The sequence below is a fragment of the Kitasatospora sp. NPDC032121 genome (genome assembly GCF_055580145.1).
The window spans coordinates 61,785-79,666 of sequence record NZ_JBVILX010000006.1 but is presented as its reverse complement, the minus strand read 5'-3'; the positions used below and the strand labels follow the sequence as shown (position 1 = coordinate 79,666).

The following is a 17,882-nucleotide window of genomic DNA, read 5'->3' as shown; positions in this document are numbered from 1 at the left end:
TTGACGCTCCGGAACGATGGACCACACACTGGACCTGCGGAAATCCAGGAATGGCCGGAAAGTCGGGAACGGGGCAGAACAGCGCATGGGCGGTACCGATGGAATGCGTACCGATGGAATGCGTACCGGTGGAATGCGTACCGGTGGAATGCCCGTGCCGCACCCCACCAGCGCTTGGCTCCCGGCGGCGGCCGCCGTAGCCGTCGCCGCCTGGGGCGCCAATCAGTTCACCGCACTGGCCTCCGTGTACCGGGCGCGCACCGACTGGTCGGCGCTCTCGCTCGCCGCGATGTTCTCGGTCTACCTGCTCGGCCTGGTGCCCGGTCTGCTGCTGGGCGGACCGGCCGCCGACCGGTACGGACGGCGGCGGACGGTGCGCGGTGCGCTGGGCCTGTCCGCCGCCGCCAGCGTGGTGCTGGCCCTGCCGGACGAGCCGTCGGTGTACGCCGCCCGGCTGGCCACCGGCTTCGCGGCCGGGCTGGTGTTCCTCGCCGGGACGGCCTGGCTGCGCGAGCTGTCCGGGCCCGGCGTCCCGGCCGAGCGGAGCGCCCGCCGGGCGATGTACGCCACCGGTACGGGCTTCGCGGCGGGTGCGCTGGCCTCCGGGGTGATCGCCGAGTGGCTGCCCGCCCCGACGGTGCTGCCCGCCCTCGCCCAGGCGCTGGGCTGCCTGCTGGTGCTGCGGGCCACCCGCGGGCTCCCGGAGACCGCCCGCGGCCGCGGCGACGGCGACGGCGACGGCAACGGCGACGGACCCGGCGCGGGACCCGGCAAACGCGACCGCACCGGACCGGTGCACGGCACACCGCCGCCGCCCCGCACGGCCGCCGTCCGCCACCCCCGGTTCCGCTACGTCGTCCTGCCCGCCAGCCCGGCCGTGCTCGGCGCCGCCACCGTGGCGTACGTGGTGCTGCCGCCACTGGTCGCCGACCGGGTGCCCGGCTACGCGCCGCTGTTCAGCGGTCTGGTCGCGGCGCTGACCCTGGCCACGGGCGTGGTCGCCCAGCCCTTCGCCGCCCGGCTGGACGACGCGGACAGCGCCCGGGCCACCCTCACCGCGATGGCCACCGTGATCGTCGGACTGCTGCTCGGCGCGCTCGCCGCCGCCCGGGACTCGGTGGGCCTGGTGGTGGCCGCCGCCGTCGTCCTCGGCACCGGGTACGGGCTGACGCTCGGCGCGGGGCTGCACGAGGTGGAGCGGCTGACCCCGCCCGCCTCCGGGCCGACCTCCGCCTCGCTCTACCAGAGCACCACCTCCAGCGGATTCCTCACCCCGCTGCTGCTCGCCGGCACCGCAGGCCACGCCTCCTACCCGGCGCTGCTGGCGGGCATGGCGGCCGTCGGCCTGCTCTGCCTGGCGGTCACCGCGACACACAGCCGCCGCCACCTGCCGGACCCGCCACAGCCGCGCACCGCCGTCAGGAGGGAGGATTCATCCGTACAGACCTGACGGAGAGCACCGAGGAGCCGACGAGCATGGGCCGAGTGACCGTACCCCGCAGAGTGCTGCGCCTGCGCCAGGGCATGCCCTCGTACCGTCCCGACACCCTGGCGGCCGAGGAGCCGATGGAGATCCGGGTCGGCGGGCGTCCGCTGACGGTGACCATGCGGACCCCCGGCAGCGACTTCGACCTGGCGGCCGGCTTCCTGGTCAGCGAGGGCGCGGTGCACGCCGCCGAGCAGGTGGCCGGCATCCGCTACTGCGCCGGCGCCACCGCCGACGGCGGCAACACCTACAACGTGGTGGACGTCCTGCTCGCCCCCGGCGTGCCCGCCCCCGACGCCTCGCTGGAGCGCAACTTCTACACCACCTCCTCCTGCGGCCTGTGCGGCAAGGCCAGCCTGGACGCGGTGCGCACCACCGCGCCGTGGAGCGTCGCCGAGGACGGGCTGCGGGTGACCCCCGAACTGCTCTCCGCGCTGCCCGACCGGCTGCGCGCCGCCCAGAAGGTCTTCGACAGCACCGGCGGCCTGCACGCGGCCGGGCTGTTCGACGCCGACGGGCGGCTGCTCTGCCTGCGCGAGGACGTGGGCCGGCACAACGCGGTGGACAAGGTGGTCGGCCACGCCCTGCGCGAGGGCCTGCTGCCGGCCCGCGGCACGGTGCTGATGGTCAGCGGCCGGGCCTCCTTCGAACTGGTGCAGAAGGCCGTGATGGCGGGCATCCCGGTGCTCGCGGCGGTCTCCGCGCCGTCCTCGCTGGCCGTGGACCTCGCCGAGGAGAGCGGGCTGACCCTGGTCGGCTTCCTGCGCGGCGACTCGATGAACGTCTACACCCGCACCGACCGCGTCGACACCGACGGCCCCACGACCGACGGCCCCACGACCGCCGCCACCCGCACCGACGGCCACGGCACCGCCGCCACCGGCACCGCCGTCCCCGGGATCGAGTAGGCGATGCTGTTCCGCCAGCTCGAGTACCTCGTGGCGCTCTCCCGGGAGCGCCACTTCGCGCGCGCCGCCCAGGCCTGCCACGTCTCCCAGCCGGCCCTGTCCGAGGCGCTGCGCAAGCTGGAGGACGAGCTCGGGGTGCTGTTGGTGCGGCGCGGCCGCGCCTACGAGGGCCTGACCCCCGAGGGCGAGCGGATCGTGCTGCGGGCGCAGCGCATCCTGGCCGACCGGGACGCCCTGCGGGACGAGGTGGACGCGCTGCGCACCGGTCTGAGCGGACGGCTGCGGATCGGCTCGGTGCCGACCGCCTCGGGCGCCGTGTCGCTGCTCACCGGGCCGTTCTGCACCGCTCACCCGCTGGCCGCCGTGGAGCTGTCCACCGATCTGCGCTCCGAGGAACTCCTGCGCCTGGTACGGAACTTCGAGATCGACGCGGGCGTCACCTACCTGCCCGGGCCGGGCCACGAGGACCTGCGCGCGCTCCCGCTGTACGAGGAGCGGTACGTCCTGCTGACCGGCGCGGCCGACGAGCCGGCCCAGCACCCGCGGGTGACGTGGGCGCAGGCCGCCCGGCTGCCGCTGTGCCTGCTGCACCCGGGCATGCAGGGCCGCCGGGTGCTGGACGCGGTGTTCGCCGGCCTCGGGCTGGAGCCGACGCCGCGGGTCGAGACCGATTCGGTGGCCTCGCTCTTCGCCCACGTCCGCACCGGGCACTGGGCGAGCGTGGTGCCGTACGCGTGGCTGCACGTGTTCGGCGTGCCGCGCGGGATGCGGGCCGTCCCGCTCGCCGAGCCGGCGCACAGCGCGCCGATCGGGCTGGTGATCGCCGCCCGGGAGCCCGGCTCGGTGATGGCCCGCGCGCTGCTGGAGGTCGCCCGGCGCACGGAGGTGGCCGCCGTGCTCGGCAGCCTGCCGACGGCGTGACCGCTCGACGCGCGGGGCCCGACCGCCGGACCGGGGTCGTGATGCGGATGAACCACGAGAACGGCGGCTTCGACTGCCCCGGTTGCGCGGCCGGGTACGTGCCGGAGCTGAACGTGCTGTGCGCGATCGGCGACTACAGCACCCAGAGCGACCAGCCGATCATGAAGCACCTGAAGGTGACCGTGACGAGGACGGCCTGAAGGTAAAGATTTAACCAAGTGCGCAAGTATCGCCTCCGGGCAGGGCTAAGCTCGGACGAGTTGGGGTGAACCGGCGGTCGCGTTCCGCGGGCCGGTGAACTCCTTGCCGCGTCGATGACACGCACCACGGGGTGCGCCGGCCGGGAGGAGGCGAGAGACATGGATTGCAGTAGTCCGGGCCACAGTTGCCCCTACCCCCGCTTGCCCTCGTACACCTCCGGCATGCGGTAACACCTTTCCCTGCACGATGCCCTGACGATCAGTCAGCCACGACGACACGTCGTTTCCACACGCGGTTCCGCCGTGCCCGCACGCCTGCGTACGGGCCGCGCCACCGCGTGTCGATGCGCCGTGCCCGCTTGCAGGGAGCGCTGCCGCCTGCCTCCGACCCGCCCCGCCTGCCCGGGGCCCAGGGAGGAAACGTCATGACCATCCACGCCACTCTCAACTCCACGGTCCCCGAGCCGCGTTCGGCCGTCCTCGACGACGCGCACGTCGGCGACATCAAGGGTGCGCTCGGCACCATCAGGCTCGACGACGACACCCCGCGCCACGGCCTGTCGGCGCGGCTGAAGACCCTGCTCGCGATCGTCGGCCCCGGCCTGATCGTGATGGTCGGCGACAACGACGCCGGCGCCTTCTCCACCTACGGCCAGGCCGGGCAGAACTACGGCACCAAGCTGCTGTGGACGCTACTGATGCTCGTCCCGGTGCTCTACGTCAACCAGGAGATGGTGCTGCGCCTGGGCGCCGTCACCGGCGTCGGCCACGCCCGGCTGATCCTGGAGCGCTTCGGCAAGTTCTGGGGCGCGTTCAGCGTCATCGACCTGTTCCTGCTGAACGCCCTGACGCTGGTCACCGAGTTCATCGGGGTGACGCTCGCGGCCGGGTACCTGGGCCTGCCGAAGGTCGCCTCGGTGGTGCTGGCGGCCGGGATCATCATCGCCTCGGCCTTCACCGGCTCCTTCCAGCGCTTCGAGCGGGTCGCCGTCACCCTGTGCATAGGCTCGCTGCTGCTGGTCCCGATCTACTTCATGATCCACCCCAAGACCTCGCAGATGGCCCACGACTTCGTCGTGCCCAGCATGCCCGGAGGCGCCGGCGAACTCGCCGCCGTGATGCTGGTCATCGTCTCCATCGTCGGCACCACCGTCGCCCCGTGGCAGCTGTTCTTCCAGCAGTCCTACGTCATCGACAAGCGGATCACCCCCCGCTTCATGAAGTACGAGAAGGCCGACCTCTGGATCGGCATCGTGATCGTCATCGTCGGCGCCGCCGCCATGATGGGCCTCACCGCCGCCGCCTTCACGGGCACCGACGGCTTCGGCCAGTTCTCCGACGCGGCCGCCGTCGCCCGGGGCATCGAGGACAAGGCCGGACACCTGGCCGGCGTGCTGTTCGCCGTCGCACTGCTGGACGCCTCGATCATCGGCGCCTTCGCGGTCTCCCTGTCCACCGCGTACGCGATCGGCGACGTCTTCGGCATCAGGCACTCGCTGCACCGCGGGGTGAAGGGCGCCAAGGGCTTCTACGGGATCTACGCGGGCCTGGTCGTCGCGGCGGCGGCGATCACGCTGCTCTCCACCGACTACACCCAGGGCCTGATGACCCAGTTCGTCCAGGTGCTGGCCGGGGTGCTGCTGCCGTCCGCGACCGTCTTCCTGCTGTTGCTCTGCAACGACCGGGCCGTGCTCGGCCCCTGGGTGAACGGCCCCAGGACCAACGCCTTCACCTCGGCGGTGGTCGGCGTCCTGGTGATGCTCTCGCTGATCCTCACCGCCGCCGTGGTCTGGCCGGACATCAGCTCCGGGGCCATCCTGTGGATCATGGCGGGCTGCGGCGTCGCCGGGGTGCTCGTCGCCGGGTACTCCTTCACCGCCGGGCGCCGCGGCACCAAGGAGGACCCCGTCGACCGCACCGGCCGGGAGAACTGGCGGATGCCCCCGCTGGAGACCCTCGACAAGCCGGTGATGTCCACCGCCCGCAAGGTCGGCATGGGCGCGCTGCGCGCCTACCTGCTGCTCGCGATGGCGATGGTCGTCATCAAGATCGTCCAGACCGCGCTCGACCACTGAGCCGCGGGCCGGGCCGGCGGACCGGCGCCCCCGCCCCCCGTCCGCCCCGACGTCCACCCCGTTCGCCCCGACCCCGAAGGAGTCCGACCACCATGGCCCTGCGCTACCCCAGGCTCGACGCCCTCTTCTCGGACCACCCCGCACCCGCCTCGAACCGGCGCCCGGCCCCGCGCCCCTTCCCCGCGCCCGGCCTGGTGGTGGACACCGAGCAGCGCACCGTCACCGTCGAGGGCCGCCAGGTCACCATGCCGTACCTGGAGTTCGAACTGCTCGCCCACCTGGTCGGCAACCCGCTGCGGGTGCACTCCCGGCGCCAGCTGATGGAGAACGTCTGGGGCCGCACCGACACCGGCGACTCCCGCACCGTCGCCACCCACATCGCCCGGATCCGACGCAAGCTCGGCCCCGGGCACCGGGAGGCGATCGCCACCGTCCGGCAGATCGGCTACAAGTACGACCCCCGGCTGGCCCGGACGGCCTGACCGCCCGACCACCCGACCGCCCGACCACCCGACCGTCCCGCCGAGGGACACGACACCCGTCGAAGGAGGGCCCCGCGATGACCCGAACCGTCCTGTTCCCCCGGACCGGCAGAGGCACCGCGCTGTGCGGCGTCCTGCTCCTGATCACCACCGAGGGCCTCGCCGTCGGCCTCGCGCCCCACCCGCTGCGGCTGTTCCTGTCCGGCGCGCTCGTCGGCGCCTCGGTCGCCGGGCTACTGCTCGCCCTGCTGCTGGCCGGCAGCGGGCGGCGGCAGTCGTCGGGCAGGCCCTAGCCGGACGGGCCCCGGGGCGGTACGTCATGCGGGACGACATGCGGGACGGGTTTGCATACGGACGTACCGAGGGAGCAGACTGCCCGGGTTTGCGCCGGAGGTACCGCCATGACCCTGCTGAAGCCCGCCCCGGGCCGTTCCCGGAGCCCGCTGCCGGGCGGCCGCTCCCGGAGCCCGCTGCCCGGCGGCCGGTCCGCGGGCCTGTTGCCCGTCCGGACGGCGGGCCTCCTCGGCGGACGGGTGTGGGTGGACCTGGTCGTCGCGGCCGCCGTCCTGGTGCTGCTCTACCTGGTGCTGCGGCTCGGCCAGGGCGGCTCCGTCCGGTTCTCCGCCGTCCGGGACGCGGCCGTCGACACCGACCCGGCCCGGCTGCCGTACGACGCGGTGCGCTCGCTGCTGCGGATGTTCGCCGCGCTCGCCGTCTCGGTCGTCTTCACCTTCTGCTACGCCTACGCCGCCGCCCGCAGCCGCCGGCTGGAGCGGGTGCTGATCCCGGCCCTGGACATCCTCCAGTCGGTGCCGGTGCTCGCCTTCCTGAGCGTCGCGGTCGCCGGCTTCCTCGCGCTCTTCCCCGGCTCGGTGCTCGGCCTCGAGTGCGCCGCCGTGTTCGCCATCTTCACCTCCCAGGCCTGGAACATGACCTTCGCCTTCTACCAGGCGCTGGTCTCGATGCCGCGCGAACTCGACGAGCTGTCCCGCTCGTTCGGGTTCAGCCGGTGGACGCGGTTCTGGAAGGTCGAGCTGCCCTCGGGGATGATCGGCCTGGTCTGGAACGGCATGCTCGGCTTCGGTGGCGGCTGGTTCTTCCTGGTCGCCTCCGAGGCGATCACCGTGGACGGTCGGCGGTACGCGCTGCCCGGGGTCGGCTCGTACGCGGGCGCGGCCATCGCCGCCGGGGACCTCGGCCGGGTCGGCTGGGCGATCGCCACCATGGTGGTGCTGGTGATCGGCGTCAACTTCCTGTTCTGGCGGCCACTCACCGCCTGGGCCGAGCGCTTCAAGAACGAGCAGTCCGAGGCCACCGAGGTGCAGCGCTCGGTCGTACTGGACCTGCTGCGCCGCTCCCGGCTGCCCGCCGCGCTCGGCGGGGCGCTGCGCCCGGCCGGACGGGTGCTGAACCGGGTCGGGCGGGTCTTCGGCACCGCCGCCCGTCCGCCGGCGGCCCGCCCCGGCCGACGGCGGGCCGGGGACGTGGCCTTCGCCCTGGTCGCGGGCGGCATCGTGCTGTGGGGCGTCCTCGATCTGGGCCGCTACCTCGCCGACCGCACCGGCCTCGGCGTCTTCGGCGAGCCGCTGCTGCTGGGCCTGGCCACCCTCGCCCGGGTGCTCGTGCTGGTCGCGGTGGCCACCGTGGTCTGGGTGCCGATCGGTGTGAAGATCGGCTTCTCGCCCCGGCTGACCAGGATCGCCCAGCCCGTCGTCCAGGTGCTGGCCGGCTTCCCGGCCAACTTCCTCTTCCCCCTGGTGGTCTGGCTGCTGCTGCGCACCGGGGTGTCGATCGACCTCGGCGGCATCCTGCTGATGGCCCTCGGCTCCCAGTGGTACATCCTGTTCAACGCCATCGCCGGTGCCATGGCCGTGCCCACCGACCTGCGCGAGGCGATGGACGACCTCGGCGTGCGCGGCTGGCAGCGCTGGCGGCGGCTGATCATCCCGGCGGTCTTCCCGGCGTACGTCACCGGCGGCATCACCGCCTCGGGCGGCGCCTGGAACGCGTCCATCGTCGCCGAGGTGGTCACCTTCGGCTCCACCACGCTGACCGCGACCGGCCTCGGCGCGTACATCGCCCGGGCTGCCGAGCACGGTGACCACCCGCGCCTGCTCGCCGGAGTCGCGGTGATGAGCCTGTACGTCGTCGTCCTCAACCGTCTGCTCTGGCGCCGGCTGTACCGGCTGGCCGAGCGCCGCTACTCGCTGTAGTCCGGAGTCCGCCGATGCGCTTCCCGTTCCGCCTCCGCGCCACCACCGCCGTTCCCACCGCTCCCGTTCCCGTTCCCGGCCCCGCTCCTGGCCCCGCGCTGGCTCCCGAGGGGGGCGAGGAGGTGCTGCTGGAGGCCGCCGGCCTGACCAAGGCCTACGCCGGGGCGGCCGGCGAACTGCCGGTGCTCTCCGGCATCGACCTCACCGTGCGGGCCGGCGAGATCGTCGCCGTGCTCGGGCGCTCGGGTTCCGGCAAGTCCACCCTGCTGCGCTGCCTGGCCGGGCTCATCCCGCCCAGCTCCGGCACCGTCCGCTACCGCGGCACCCCGCTCACCGGCGCCAACCCCGGCACCGCACTGGTCTTCCAGACCTTCGCGCTGCTGCCCTGGCTGACCGTCCGGCAGAACGTCGAGCTCGGCCTGGAGGCCCGCGGGGTGCCGCCCCGGGAGCGTGCCCGGGCCGCCGCCCAGGCCATCGACCTGATCGGCCTGACCGGCTTCGCGTCCGCCTACCCCAAGGAGCTCTCCGGCGGGATGCGCCAGCGGGTCGGCTTCGCCCGGGCGCTGGTCGTCGAACCGGACGTGCTGATGATGGACGAGCCGTTCTCCGCCCTCGACGTGCTCACCGCCGAGAACCTGCGCGGCGAGCTGATGGAGCTGTGGGACTCCGGCCAGTTCCCCACCCGGGCCGTCGTCCTGGTCACCCACAACATCGAGGAGGCGGTGCTGATGGCCGACCGCGTCGTGGTCCTCGGCGCCCGCCCGTACGGGACCATCCGCGAGACCGTCGAGGTCGCCCTGGAGCGGCCGCGGGACCGCGAATCGGCGGCCTTCGACGAACTGGTGGACCGGGTGTACCGGATCATGACCGGCCGGCCCATGGACACCCGACCGGCCGGCCGCACCGGCCACGACCCCGACCCCGATCGGCGCACCGTCGCCAGCACCCCGCTACCCCCGGCGAGCGTCGACGGCCTCTCCGGTCTCGCCGAGACGGTCGCCCACCGCGGCGGGAGCTGCGACCTGGCCGGGCTCGCCGACGAACTCGGCCTGGACATCGACGACCTGCTCCCCCAGGTCGACGCCCTCGACCTGCTCGGGCTCGCCGAGGTCCACGGCGACGACCTGCTGCTCACCGAGACCGGCGCCGCCTACGCCGGGGCCGACGCCCAGGACTCCCGCGCGGTTTTCGCCGCCGCGGCCCTGGAGGTCCCGCTGGTCAAGCTGATCGCCAACAGCCTCGGCGGCCGGCCCGGCGCCACCGTCCGCACCGGCTTCCTGCGCGACCTGCTCGGCCGCCACTACACCGTCGAACAGACCGACCGGCAACTGGAGACCGCCACCGACTGGGGCCGCTACGCGGGGCTCTTCGCGTACGACGCCGACCGGCAGGAGTACCGGCTGCAGTAGCGGCTGCCGGACCGGGGGCGGACGGACCGGCGGACGGACAGGCGGACGGCGGTACCGGCGAACCCCGGCGCCCCCGCCCCCGCCCCCGCCCCGTGCCCCTGCCGCCCCTGCGCAGAATGCCGTCGGGGCCGGCGCACCCGTCGTGCCGACACGTCGACCGGACGGAGAGCACAGGGACGTCGGACAGACGCTCCGTCCTCGGAACCGCCGCCTTCCGGTTACCCGGTTACCCGGTCGCCGGGCGGCGGCGCACCGCGCGGGCCGCGCGGGCGAAGGGCTGCGGGGCGGTCGCACCGGCCGGAGCGGCTCCGTCGTCGCCGCCGTCGCGACGGTCGGGCAGGTCCTGGGCGATCAGCGCGGCCTCGGTGAGCAGCCCGCGCACCTCGGTGGCCCGGTAGAAGATCCGCGTGCCCTCCCGCCGGGCCACCACCAGTCCGGCCGCCCGCAGCTTCGCCAGGTGCTGCGAGGTCGCCGCCACGTGCGCCCCCAACAGCTCGGCCAGCTCGCTCACCGGCAGCTCCCGGCCGCTCAGCGCCCACAGCAGCCGGTAGCGCGACGGGTCCGCCACCGCCTTCAGCACCGCCACCGCCCGCTCCGCCGCCTCGGCGTCCCAGGCCTCATCCCGCGCACCACCCATACAGGGATCGTACCGAGGTGCGCCCGCGCGCCCGGGGCCGGGAAGATCCGACGGCAGCCCCGGGGCGTGCGCCGGGCGTTCGCGCCAGGCGTTCGCGCCGGGGTCAGCGCGCCGGGTACGCCTCCGGCTCCAGGGTCGAGCTGGTCCGGAGCACGTCGGTGACGCTCAATTCGTAGAACGAGTACCACTTGTCCCGCCCCTGCTGCTGGGCGTTCCGGTGCTCCAGGTCGGCGCGCCACTGCGCCAGCGTCTCCGGGTTGCGCCACCACACCAGGGTCAGGCGTTCGCCGTCCGCGGCCTCGTAGCTCTTGACCCGGACGAGGTCGTCACCGTAGACCGCCCGCGCCTTCTCGGCGAGGTGGTCGTCCGTCATCCGGTAGTCGCCGTCGACCTGCTCCGAGAAGCGCGACCTGAACACGACCAGAATCATCTCTGTCTCCCATCAGTTCCGGCTGATGACATCTGACGACACAGCAGTTCCCCCGGTTCACACGGTTCACCCGGTCCCCGGTGGTTCCGTTCCCGCCCCGGCCCCCGCGAAGGGCCTGCGGAACGTTCCGGAAGTCCGTTCCAGGCGGGCACGAAACCGCAGGTCAGAGGGCGTGAAACCGTTCCAGTGTCCCGGCCTGGCCGGGAAGCCTGGCGGACCGGGCGGACGGCGGACCAGAGTTCTGCCCAGCGGCCGGTGCCGATGGCCCGCCGCCCCGTCCACTCCTTCATCCGCGGCTCCGTCCGCGATCCGTTACGGGGGAACCTCCATGTCCGCTCGCCGTGCCGTGTCCGCCCGCCGTGCCCTGTTCGTCCCGGCCGTCCTCGCCCTGGGCGCCGCCCTCACCCTGACCGCCTGTGGGCCCGACGGCGGCGGCGACGCGGCGAAGCCCGCCCGGTCCGCCTCGGCCACCGCGCCCGGCACCGCCGCCCCCGCTCCCGGGGCCCCGGCTCCGGCGGCCCCCGCCGCCCAGCCGACGGCCGCTGCTCCCGCCCCGGCGGCTCCCGCCGGAGCCGGCACGGCCCGCCCCAAGACCCCCGTGGTCCCCGCCACGGGCGGCGCGGCCGCGGCCGGTGGCGATGAGGCCTACGCCTACACCCACTCCTGCAAGGCCGACAAGCTGACGGTCAAGGTGACCACCAGGACCGGGTCGCCCGACCAGCGGGTGATCGAGGTGCACAACCAGGGCGGCACCTACTGCGGTCTGAGCTACTACCCGCTCGTCAACCTCGGGAGCTCGAAGGCCCCCGACCACGGCGACGACCTCACTCCGCTGGTTCCGGGCGGGCTGGGCGGCCCGCCGGCCCACGCGCTGGCCCCCGGCAAGAGCACCTACGCGGTGGTGGACCTCAACCCCGGCAGCGGCAGCGTGGCCGACGTGGACCAGCTGAACGTCTTGGCCGACGACCAGATGCCCAACTCCGACACCCGGACCTTCCCGCTCGGCGCCGGCGCGAAGGTCGGCAAGCAGCCCAAGGTCGGCCTGTACCGGGACGACGTCGCCGACGCGGCCTCCTCCACCGAGACGGCCGGCCGGAGCTGACCTGCTGCGTCGCGCTCCCCCCGCTCCCGGTACGGTGACCGGTACGGTGATCCGCGGATCGACGGCATCCCGGGCCGGCCCGGGGTGGGGGAAGGGCAGCAGATGAGTGTGGAGACCGAGGAGTTCGCGGCGGTGCTGCGCGAACTCAAGGAGCGTTCGGGCCGCAGCTACGGGGCCCTGGCCACTCGGCTGCACGTCAGCACCTCCACCCTGCACCGCTACTGCAACGGCGCCGCCGTACCGACCGAGTACGCGCCGGTGGAACGGCTGGCCCGGGTCTGCGGGGCCGGCGCCGAGGAACTGGTCGAGTTGCACCGCCGCTGGATCCTGGCCGACGCGGCCCGCCGCCGGGAGTCCTCCGCCGCGGGCACCCCGGCCGGCACCGGACCGGCGCCCGCACCGCGGCCGGAGGCCCAGCCGGAACCCGAGCCTGATCCGACGCCCGGCCAGGAACCCGATCCGAAGCCCGGCCAGGAACCCGGCCAGAAGCCGGAGCCTCGGCCGGCCGCCGGGCCCGACCGGCCGTCAGCCGCCCTACCGGAGGAGGGAGCGGAGGTGACGAGCGCGACCCCCTCGGCCCGGCCCGCCGGGCCGCGCCGCCGCACCCGCACCCGGGTGCTGCTGAGCGCGACCGCCGTGGCCGTGCTGGCCGCCGTGGTCTCCGGCCTCGTCCTGCGCGAAGCCGGCGGCACCCCGCGCACCTCCGCCCCCGCGGCCGCCCCCTCGGCTGCCGCACCGCCCGTCGCCGCCGGTGCGGCGGCCGGCGCCGCGCCCACCGACGCCCCGGCTCCGCCCGCCCCCTCGGACCCCGCCGCCTCGGACCCCGCCGCCGCGGACACCCCGTCCGCGACCGCCTCGGCGATCCCCGAGGAGCTCCCCCCGCCGTTCCACGTCAGTGTCCTCAACAACAACTGGGGCAGCCTCTGCAGCCAGTGGTTCCTCTCCGCCCGTTCCCCCGCCCAGGTGACCCCGCCCCCGTCGTCCTCCGGCCGGATCGACAGCTGGGCGGCCTCCCAGCGCATGGTGCCCGCCGGACACCTGCGCATCGAGCTGACCGCCCTGGGCGCCGACTCGGACACCGTCGTGCTGAACGCCATGTACGTGCAGGTGGTCAGCACCCGGCCCGCACCCAAGTGGAACGCCTACACGCCCGGGTCCGGCTGCGGCGGCGGGCTCGAACCGGCGGCCTTCGCGGTGGACCTCGACGCGGCCACGCCGCGCGCCGTCCCCGTCCCGGGCAAGGAGGGCGAACGGAAGACCGCCACGACGGACTTCCCGTACCGGATCTCGGCCAACGACCCGCAGGTGATCGACGTGGACGCCTCCACCCGGTCCCAGGACGTCAGCTGGTTCCTCGAACTGGTGTGGACCGGCAAGGACGGCCGCAGCGGCACCATGCGGGTGGGCCTCGGCGACCAGCAGCCGTTCCGGACCGTGGGCAGGCACGGCGCGCCGACCTACTTCCACAACGGCACCGCCTGGGCCCCGGACAACGACGAGGGCTGAGCCCGACCGCCGGCCGGGGGCGGAAGGCGCCCGCCCTCCGGCCCGCGCCATCCGCCCTCTGGCCTATGTCAACGGTGTTGGCATAACCTCGGTGGATGACCGACCGCGTAGTGCCCGAACCGCAGCGACGCCGGCGCCGCCCCACCAAGCAGGGCGTGGTGCTGTCCGCCGAACTGATCGTCGACACGGCGATCCGGCTGATCGGCGGACACGGCGCCGAGGCGCTCACGGTGCGGCGGCTCGGCGCGGCCCTCGGCGCCGACCCGAGCGCGGTCTACCGCTACTTCCACAGCACCGACGACCTGCTGCTCGCCATCGCCGACGAACTGATCGGCCGCGCCCAGCGCGGCTGGCGGCCCACCGGCGACTGGCGCGCCGACCTGCGCGCCATCGGCCTGCGCATCCACGCCAGCTATCAGGCCCACCCGCAGGCCGCCATCCTCGCCGCCCACCGCACCACCGGCCGCACCCACGAGATCGCCGCCGTCGAGGCGATCCTCGGCGTCCTGCGCACGGCGGGCTTCCCCGACCCCGAGGCCGTCCGGATCTACCACGCCTTCGTCGACCAGAGCCTCGGCTTCGCCGCCCTGGACGCCGCCGCGCTCGCCCTCCCGGCCGCCGCCCAGAACGCCGACCTCCGCGTCTGGCAGGGCTCCTACGCCCGGCTCGACGCCGCCGACCACCCGCACATCGCGGCCACCGCCCACCTGCTCACCACCGACATGCGCCACAGCGGGTACCCGTACGCCCTGGACCTGCTGCTGGAGGCCGCCGAGGCCCGGCTGCGGGCGGCGGGCGACTGAGGACGAGGGCGCGCGGGCGGTTGAGGACGAGGGCGCGCGGGAACGCGGCCGGCCGTCGGTGGTGGGCCCCCGGGCTCACCACCGACGGCCGTTCCGGCCCCGGGCCGGCTCACTGCGCCGCGTGCACCAGTTCCCCGCCGACGTACGTCCGCAGCACCCGGGCGTGGGCGATCTCCTCCGGCGGCCCGGTGAGGATGTCGCGGTCGAGCACGACGAGGTCGGCCAGGTTCCCGGCCGCCAGCACCCCGGCGTCGTCGTGCCCGTTCAGGTGGGCGCTGCCGGCCGTGTAGGCGGCGATCGCGGAGGACAGGTCGAGCCGCTGTTCGGGCAGGAAGACCCGCCCGTCGGTGGCCCCCGGCTCCATCCGGTTGACCGCGACGTGCAGCCCCGCCAGCGGGTCCGGGCTGCTCACCGGCCAGTCGCTGCCCGCCGCCAGGGTGGCGCCGGCCCGCTGGAGGGCGCCGAACGGGTACTGCCAGGCGGCGCGTTCGGGGCCGAGGAAGGGGATGGTGAGCTCGTCCATCTGCGGCTCGTGGGCGGCCCAGAGCGGCTGGATGTTGGCGACGGCGCCGAGCCGGGCGAAGCGCGGGAGGTCGTCCGGGTGGACCACCTGGAGGTGGGCGAGGTGGTGGCGGGTGTCGCGCCGGCCGTTGGCGGTGCGGGCGGCCTCGACGGCGTCCAGGGCCTCGCGCACGGCCCGGTCGCCGAGCGCGTGGAAGTGCACCTGGAAGTCGAGCGCGTCCAGTTCGGTGACGTACCCGCGCAGCGCCGCCGGGTCGACGAAGCTGAGGCCGGTGTTGGCGGTGGCGCAGCCGCAGCCGTCCAGGTAGGGGCTGGTCATCGCGGCGGTGAAGTTCTCCGCGATGCCGTCCTGCATGATCTTCACCGAGCCGGCCCGGAACCGTCCGTGGCTCAACTCGGCGCGGCGCCTGACGAGTTCGGGGATCTGCTCGGCGCCGCGGTCGCGCTGCCACCAGAGCGCGCCGGTCACCCGGGCGGTCAGAGCGCCGGAGCGGGCGGCGGCCAGGTAGGCGTCGGAGGGATCGGGCATGCCGTTGAACTCGCCGAGCAGGGCGTCCTGCCAGCCGGTGATGCCGAGCGAGTGCAGCAGGCGCTGGGCGCGCAGCAGTCCGTCGAGCCGGTCGGCGGCGGTCGAGGGCGGGATCAGTCGGGCGACCAGGGCGGTGGCGCCCTCCTGGAGGGTGCCGCCGGGGGTGCCGTCGGCCTCGCGCTCGATCCGGCCGTCGGCCGGGTCGGGGGTGTCGGCGGTGAGGCCGGCGAGTTCCAGCGCCCGGGTGTTGGCCCAGGCGCCGTGGTGGTCGCGGTTGGTGAGGTAGACCGGGCGGTCGGGGACGACGGAGTCGAGCAGGTGCCGGGTGGGCAGGCCGCCCTCGAAGCTCTCCATCGACCAGCCGCTGCCGGTGATCCACTCCTGCTCCGGGTTCGCCTCGGCGTACGCCCGGATGCGCGCCAGGTAGTCGTCGACGCCGACGGTGCCGGTGAGGTCGCAGGACGCCAACTCCGCGCCGCCGCCCACCGCGTGGATGTGGGCGTCCTGGAAGCCGGGCAGCAGCAGCTTGCCGGTGAGGTCGACGACCTCGGTCCTCGGCCCGATCAGCTCCCGGACCTCGTCGTGCCCGACGGCGGTGATCCGTTCGCCGGTCACGGCCAGGGCGCTCGCCCGGGTGCGGGCGGCGTCGCCGGTGTGGACGGGGCCGTGGGTGAAGACCAGATCGGCCTCGGTCATGGGTGGTGCTCCGTTCTCGGGTGGTCGTGCTCGGTCGTGCTTCGTGCTTCACGCATCATGCGCCGTACGGGTCCTACCCGGAGGTCTCCCCCAGGAAGTACGGCGAGCGCCGCCGCCAGCGGGCCCAGGCCGCCGCCGGCAGCCCGCTGACGATCATCAGGATCACCACGGACAGCTCGAACCACCCGTTGTCGGCGGCGAGTTCGAAGTGGTCCGCGGAGTCGTAGAAGGTCCAGGCGAGGTAGCCGCCGACGGCGAGCAGCGCCGCCGCGCCCAGCAGCGGTCCGACCACCGCGCGCAGCCCCTCCAGCGGGGCGGTGCGCAGCAGGCCGCGGAACCGGACGGCGGCGGCGACGGCGGTCAGCGCGTAGTAGAGCGCGACGACGATGCCGATGGCGTTGACGGCGGCAGAGATGAGGTCGTTGACGGTCGGGATGGCGACCGAGCAGAGTGCCAGCAGGACGGCGATCCCCGTGATCAGCAGGGTTCCGGCGGCGGGGGTGGCGTGGCGGGGGTGCAGCCGGGTCCAGACCGGGCCGAGCACCCGGTCACGTCCCATCGCGTACATCCCGCGCGCGGTCGGGATCACCGAGGACTGCAGCGAGGCCACCGCGGAGAACATCAGCGCGATCAACGGCAGTGCGGCCAGCGGCTGTTGGGCGAGCTTGGTGCCGAAGTAGGTCAGCCCGTGGGCGCCGTTGTCGGCCAACTCGTCCAAGGGCAGCACCCGTTGGAACGCGGTGCCGGCGAGCAGGAAGAGCAGCAGCATCACCACCAGGGCGATCAGGCCGCCCCGGGAGGCGTCCCGCGGGTCGCGGACCTCCTCGCCGACGCTGAACACCGACTCGAAGCCCCAGTAGCAGAAGACCGCGAGCACCATGCCCTGCGCGACCGCGCCGAAGGAGGGGATGTCGAAGGGGTTGTACCACTGGAGCGAGAACGGCTGGTCCCCGGCGAACAGCCCGTAGCCGCAGAAGCCGAGCAGCACGGCGTACTCGAAGACCAGCAGTGCCTTCTGCAGCCGGGCCGCCAGGTCCAGCCCGCGCACCGCGACCAGTGCGGCGGCCACCAGCACCACCAGGCCGAGCAGGGTGCACTGGACGGTCGAGTCGGCGTCGAGCCGCAGCCCGGCGACGCTGCGCAGATGGGCCTGGTCGAGCAGTTGGATGATCGAGGAGCCGGTGACGGTCGTGGTGTACGCCATGAAGACCACGGTCCCCACGGTGTTCACCCAGCCGGTCAGGAAGCCCAGCCAGGGGCTGAGGGTGCGGCCGACCCAGCGGTAGCTGCTGCCCGCGTCCGGATCGACGGCGTTCAGCCGCCCGTAGCCGCCGGCGATGGCGAGCACCGGCAGGAAGGCCAGCAGCATGATCGCCGGCAGGTGCAGGCCGACCACCCCGGCCATCAGGCCCAGGCCGATCCCGATGCTGCTCGTGGCGGCCGTGCTGGAGGCGGCGATCGCCGCTCCGTCCAGCAGGCCGAGCGACTGTCGCATCGCGACGTGGGAGGCTCGTGCGTCCGCTCTCGGACTGCCGCCCGTGTCCTTCACCGTCGATGCCAACGGATCACCGCCTTGGTCGTGGGGTGCGCGTGTGGGGGAGCTCCCGCACCGGTCGGAGGGGGTGACGCGGGCGGGAAGTGCGAGCCATGAAACCGGCGGCGCCCGCACACGTCAATGCCGTTGTCATAAGAACGGGCACCCGGGCGCCGGCCGTCGCGCCCCGCGCCGACCTCCCGGTCAACCAAAGCCTGGAACGGCGAGGACGGCCAGTCCGCCAACGGCAGCGCCGGCGTCTCCGCCCAGATCAAGCAGGTCAAGAACTCCGTCGGCTACGCGGAGCTGTCCTATGCCCAGGTCGACAACCTGAAGAGCGCCAGGATCTCCACCGGCGCCGCCAAGCCCGTCGAAGCCACCACCGCCTCCTCCACCGCGGCCGACACCGACGGCGACCTCACGCTCTCC

At 74.1% G+C, this 17,882-nt stretch carries 16 protein-coding genes; 12 read left to right on the top strand and 4 right to left on the bottom strand.

What is annotated here, in order from left to right; translation table 11 throughout:
- The first annotated feature begins 148 nt into the window (after positions 1-148).
- From ACZ5OX_RS18250 to ACZ5OX_RS18210, 9 genes are all read left to right on the top strand, one after another.
- Positions 149-1,450: an MFS transporter gene (locus ACZ5OX_RS18250; protein WP_465630971.1), complete on the top strand. Its 1,302-nt coding sequence runs from the start codon at positions 149-151 to the stop codon at positions 1,448-1,450.
- A 26-nt stretch (positions 1,451-1,476) separates the two neighbouring features.
- Positions 1,477-2,394, top strand: a complete 918-nt coding sequence (gene fdhD, locus ACZ5OX_RS18245) for a formate dehydrogenase accessory sulfurtransferase FdhD (RefSeq protein ID WP_465630970.1) — start codon at positions 1,477-1,479, stop codon at positions 2,392-2,394.
- Positions 2,395-2,397: 3 nt separating this feature from the next.
- On the top strand, positions 2,398-3,315 hold the full coding sequence (locus ACZ5OX_RS18240; protein WP_465630969.1) for a LysR family transcriptional regulator: 918 nt from the start codon (positions 2,398-2,400) through the stop codon (positions 3,313-3,315).
- A complete protein-coding gene (locus tag ACZ5OX_RS18235; protein ID WP_465631418.1) occupies positions 3,312-3,515 on the top strand; it encodes a hypothetical protein in 204 nt (67 codons plus the stop codon). Before ACZ5OX_RS18240 ends, ACZ5OX_RS18235 begins: the two co-directional genes overlap by 4 nt.
- A 425-nt stretch (positions 3,516-3,940) precedes the next feature.
- Complete coding sequence (locus ACZ5OX_RS18230; protein WP_465630968.1) at positions 3,941-5,590, top strand: NRAMP family divalent metal transporter; 1,650 nt, start codon at positions 3,941-3,943, stop codon at positions 5,588-5,590.
- 92 nt (positions 5,591-5,682) lie between these two features.
- Positions 5,683-6,072, top strand: coding sequence for a winged helix-turn-helix domain-containing protein (locus ACZ5OX_RS18225; protein WP_465630966.1), 390 nt, complete (start codon positions 5,683-5,685; stop codon positions 6,070-6,072).
- Positions 6,073-6,149: 77 nt separating this feature from the next.
- Entirely contained in the window at positions 6,150-6,365 is a 216-nt protein-coding gene (locus tag ACZ5OX_RS18220; RefSeq protein WP_465630965.1) for a hypothetical protein, read from the top strand.
- 108 nt (positions 6,366-6,473) lie between these two features.
- Entirely contained in the window at positions 6,474-8,285 is a 1,812-nt protein-coding gene (locus ACZ5OX_RS18215; protein ID WP_465630963.1) for an ABC transporter permease, read from the top strand.
- A 14-nt stretch (positions 8,286-8,299) separates the two neighbouring features.
- A complete protein-coding gene (locus ACZ5OX_RS18210) occupies positions 8,300-9,694 on the top strand; it encodes an ABC transporter ATP-binding protein (RefSeq protein WP_465630962.1) in 1,395 nt (464 codons plus the stop codon).
- A 226-nt stretch (positions 9,695-9,920) separates the two neighbouring features.
- Here ACZ5OX_RS18210 and ACZ5OX_RS18205 read toward each other — a convergent pair whose 3' ends face one another.
- Together ACZ5OX_RS18205 and ACZ5OX_RS18200 are read right to left on the bottom strand one after the other, a co-directional pair.
- Entirely contained in the window at positions 9,921-10,331 is a 411-nt protein-coding gene (locus ACZ5OX_RS18205) for an ArsR/SmtB family transcription factor (protein ID WP_392919885.1), read from the bottom strand.
- 103 nt (positions 10,332-10,434) lie between these two features.
- Positions 10,435-10,761, bottom strand: a complete 327-nt coding sequence (locus ACZ5OX_RS18200) for an antibiotic biosynthesis monooxygenase family protein (RefSeq protein WP_465630961.1) — start codon at positions 10,759-10,761, stop codon at positions 10,435-10,437.
- 328 nt (positions 10,762-11,089) lie between these two features.
- Between ACZ5OX_RS18200 and ACZ5OX_RS18195 the strand changes: the two genes are divergently transcribed.
- From ACZ5OX_RS18195 to ACZ5OX_RS18185, 3 genes are all read left to right on the top strand, one after another.
- On the top strand, positions 11,090-11,863 hold the full coding sequence (locus ACZ5OX_RS18195; protein ID WP_465630960.1) for a DUF4232 domain-containing protein: 774 nt from the start codon (positions 11,090-11,092) through the stop codon (positions 11,861-11,863).
- A 102-nt stretch (positions 11,864-11,965) separates the two neighbouring features.
- Positions 11,966-13,369 (top strand): helix-turn-helix domain-containing protein, encoded by a 1,404-nt coding sequence (locus tag ACZ5OX_RS18190; protein WP_465630958.1) that lies wholly within the window; start codon positions 11,966-11,968, stop codon positions 13,367-13,369.
- A gap of 95 nt (positions 13,370-13,464) precedes the next feature.
- Positions 13,465-14,172, top strand: a complete 708-nt coding sequence (locus ACZ5OX_RS18185; protein WP_465630956.1) for a TetR/AcrR family transcriptional regulator — start codon at positions 13,465-13,467, stop codon at positions 14,170-14,172.
- A gap of 109 nt (positions 14,173-14,281) precedes the next feature.
- On the opposite strand, the gene ACZ5OX_RS18180 is transcribed toward ACZ5OX_RS18185, so the two are convergent.
- On the bottom strand, positions 14,282-15,919 hold the full coding sequence (locus tag ACZ5OX_RS18180; RefSeq protein WP_465630954.1) for an amidohydrolase: 1,638 nt from the start codon (positions 15,917-15,919) through the stop codon (positions 14,282-14,284).
- Positions 15,920-15,992: 73 nt separating this feature from the next.
- A complete protein-coding gene (locus tag ACZ5OX_RS18175) occupies positions 15,993-17,414 on the bottom strand; it encodes an APC family permease (protein ID WP_465630953.1) in 1,422 nt (473 codons plus the stop codon).
- Between the last annotated feature and the right edge of the window lie 468 nt (positions 17,415-17,882).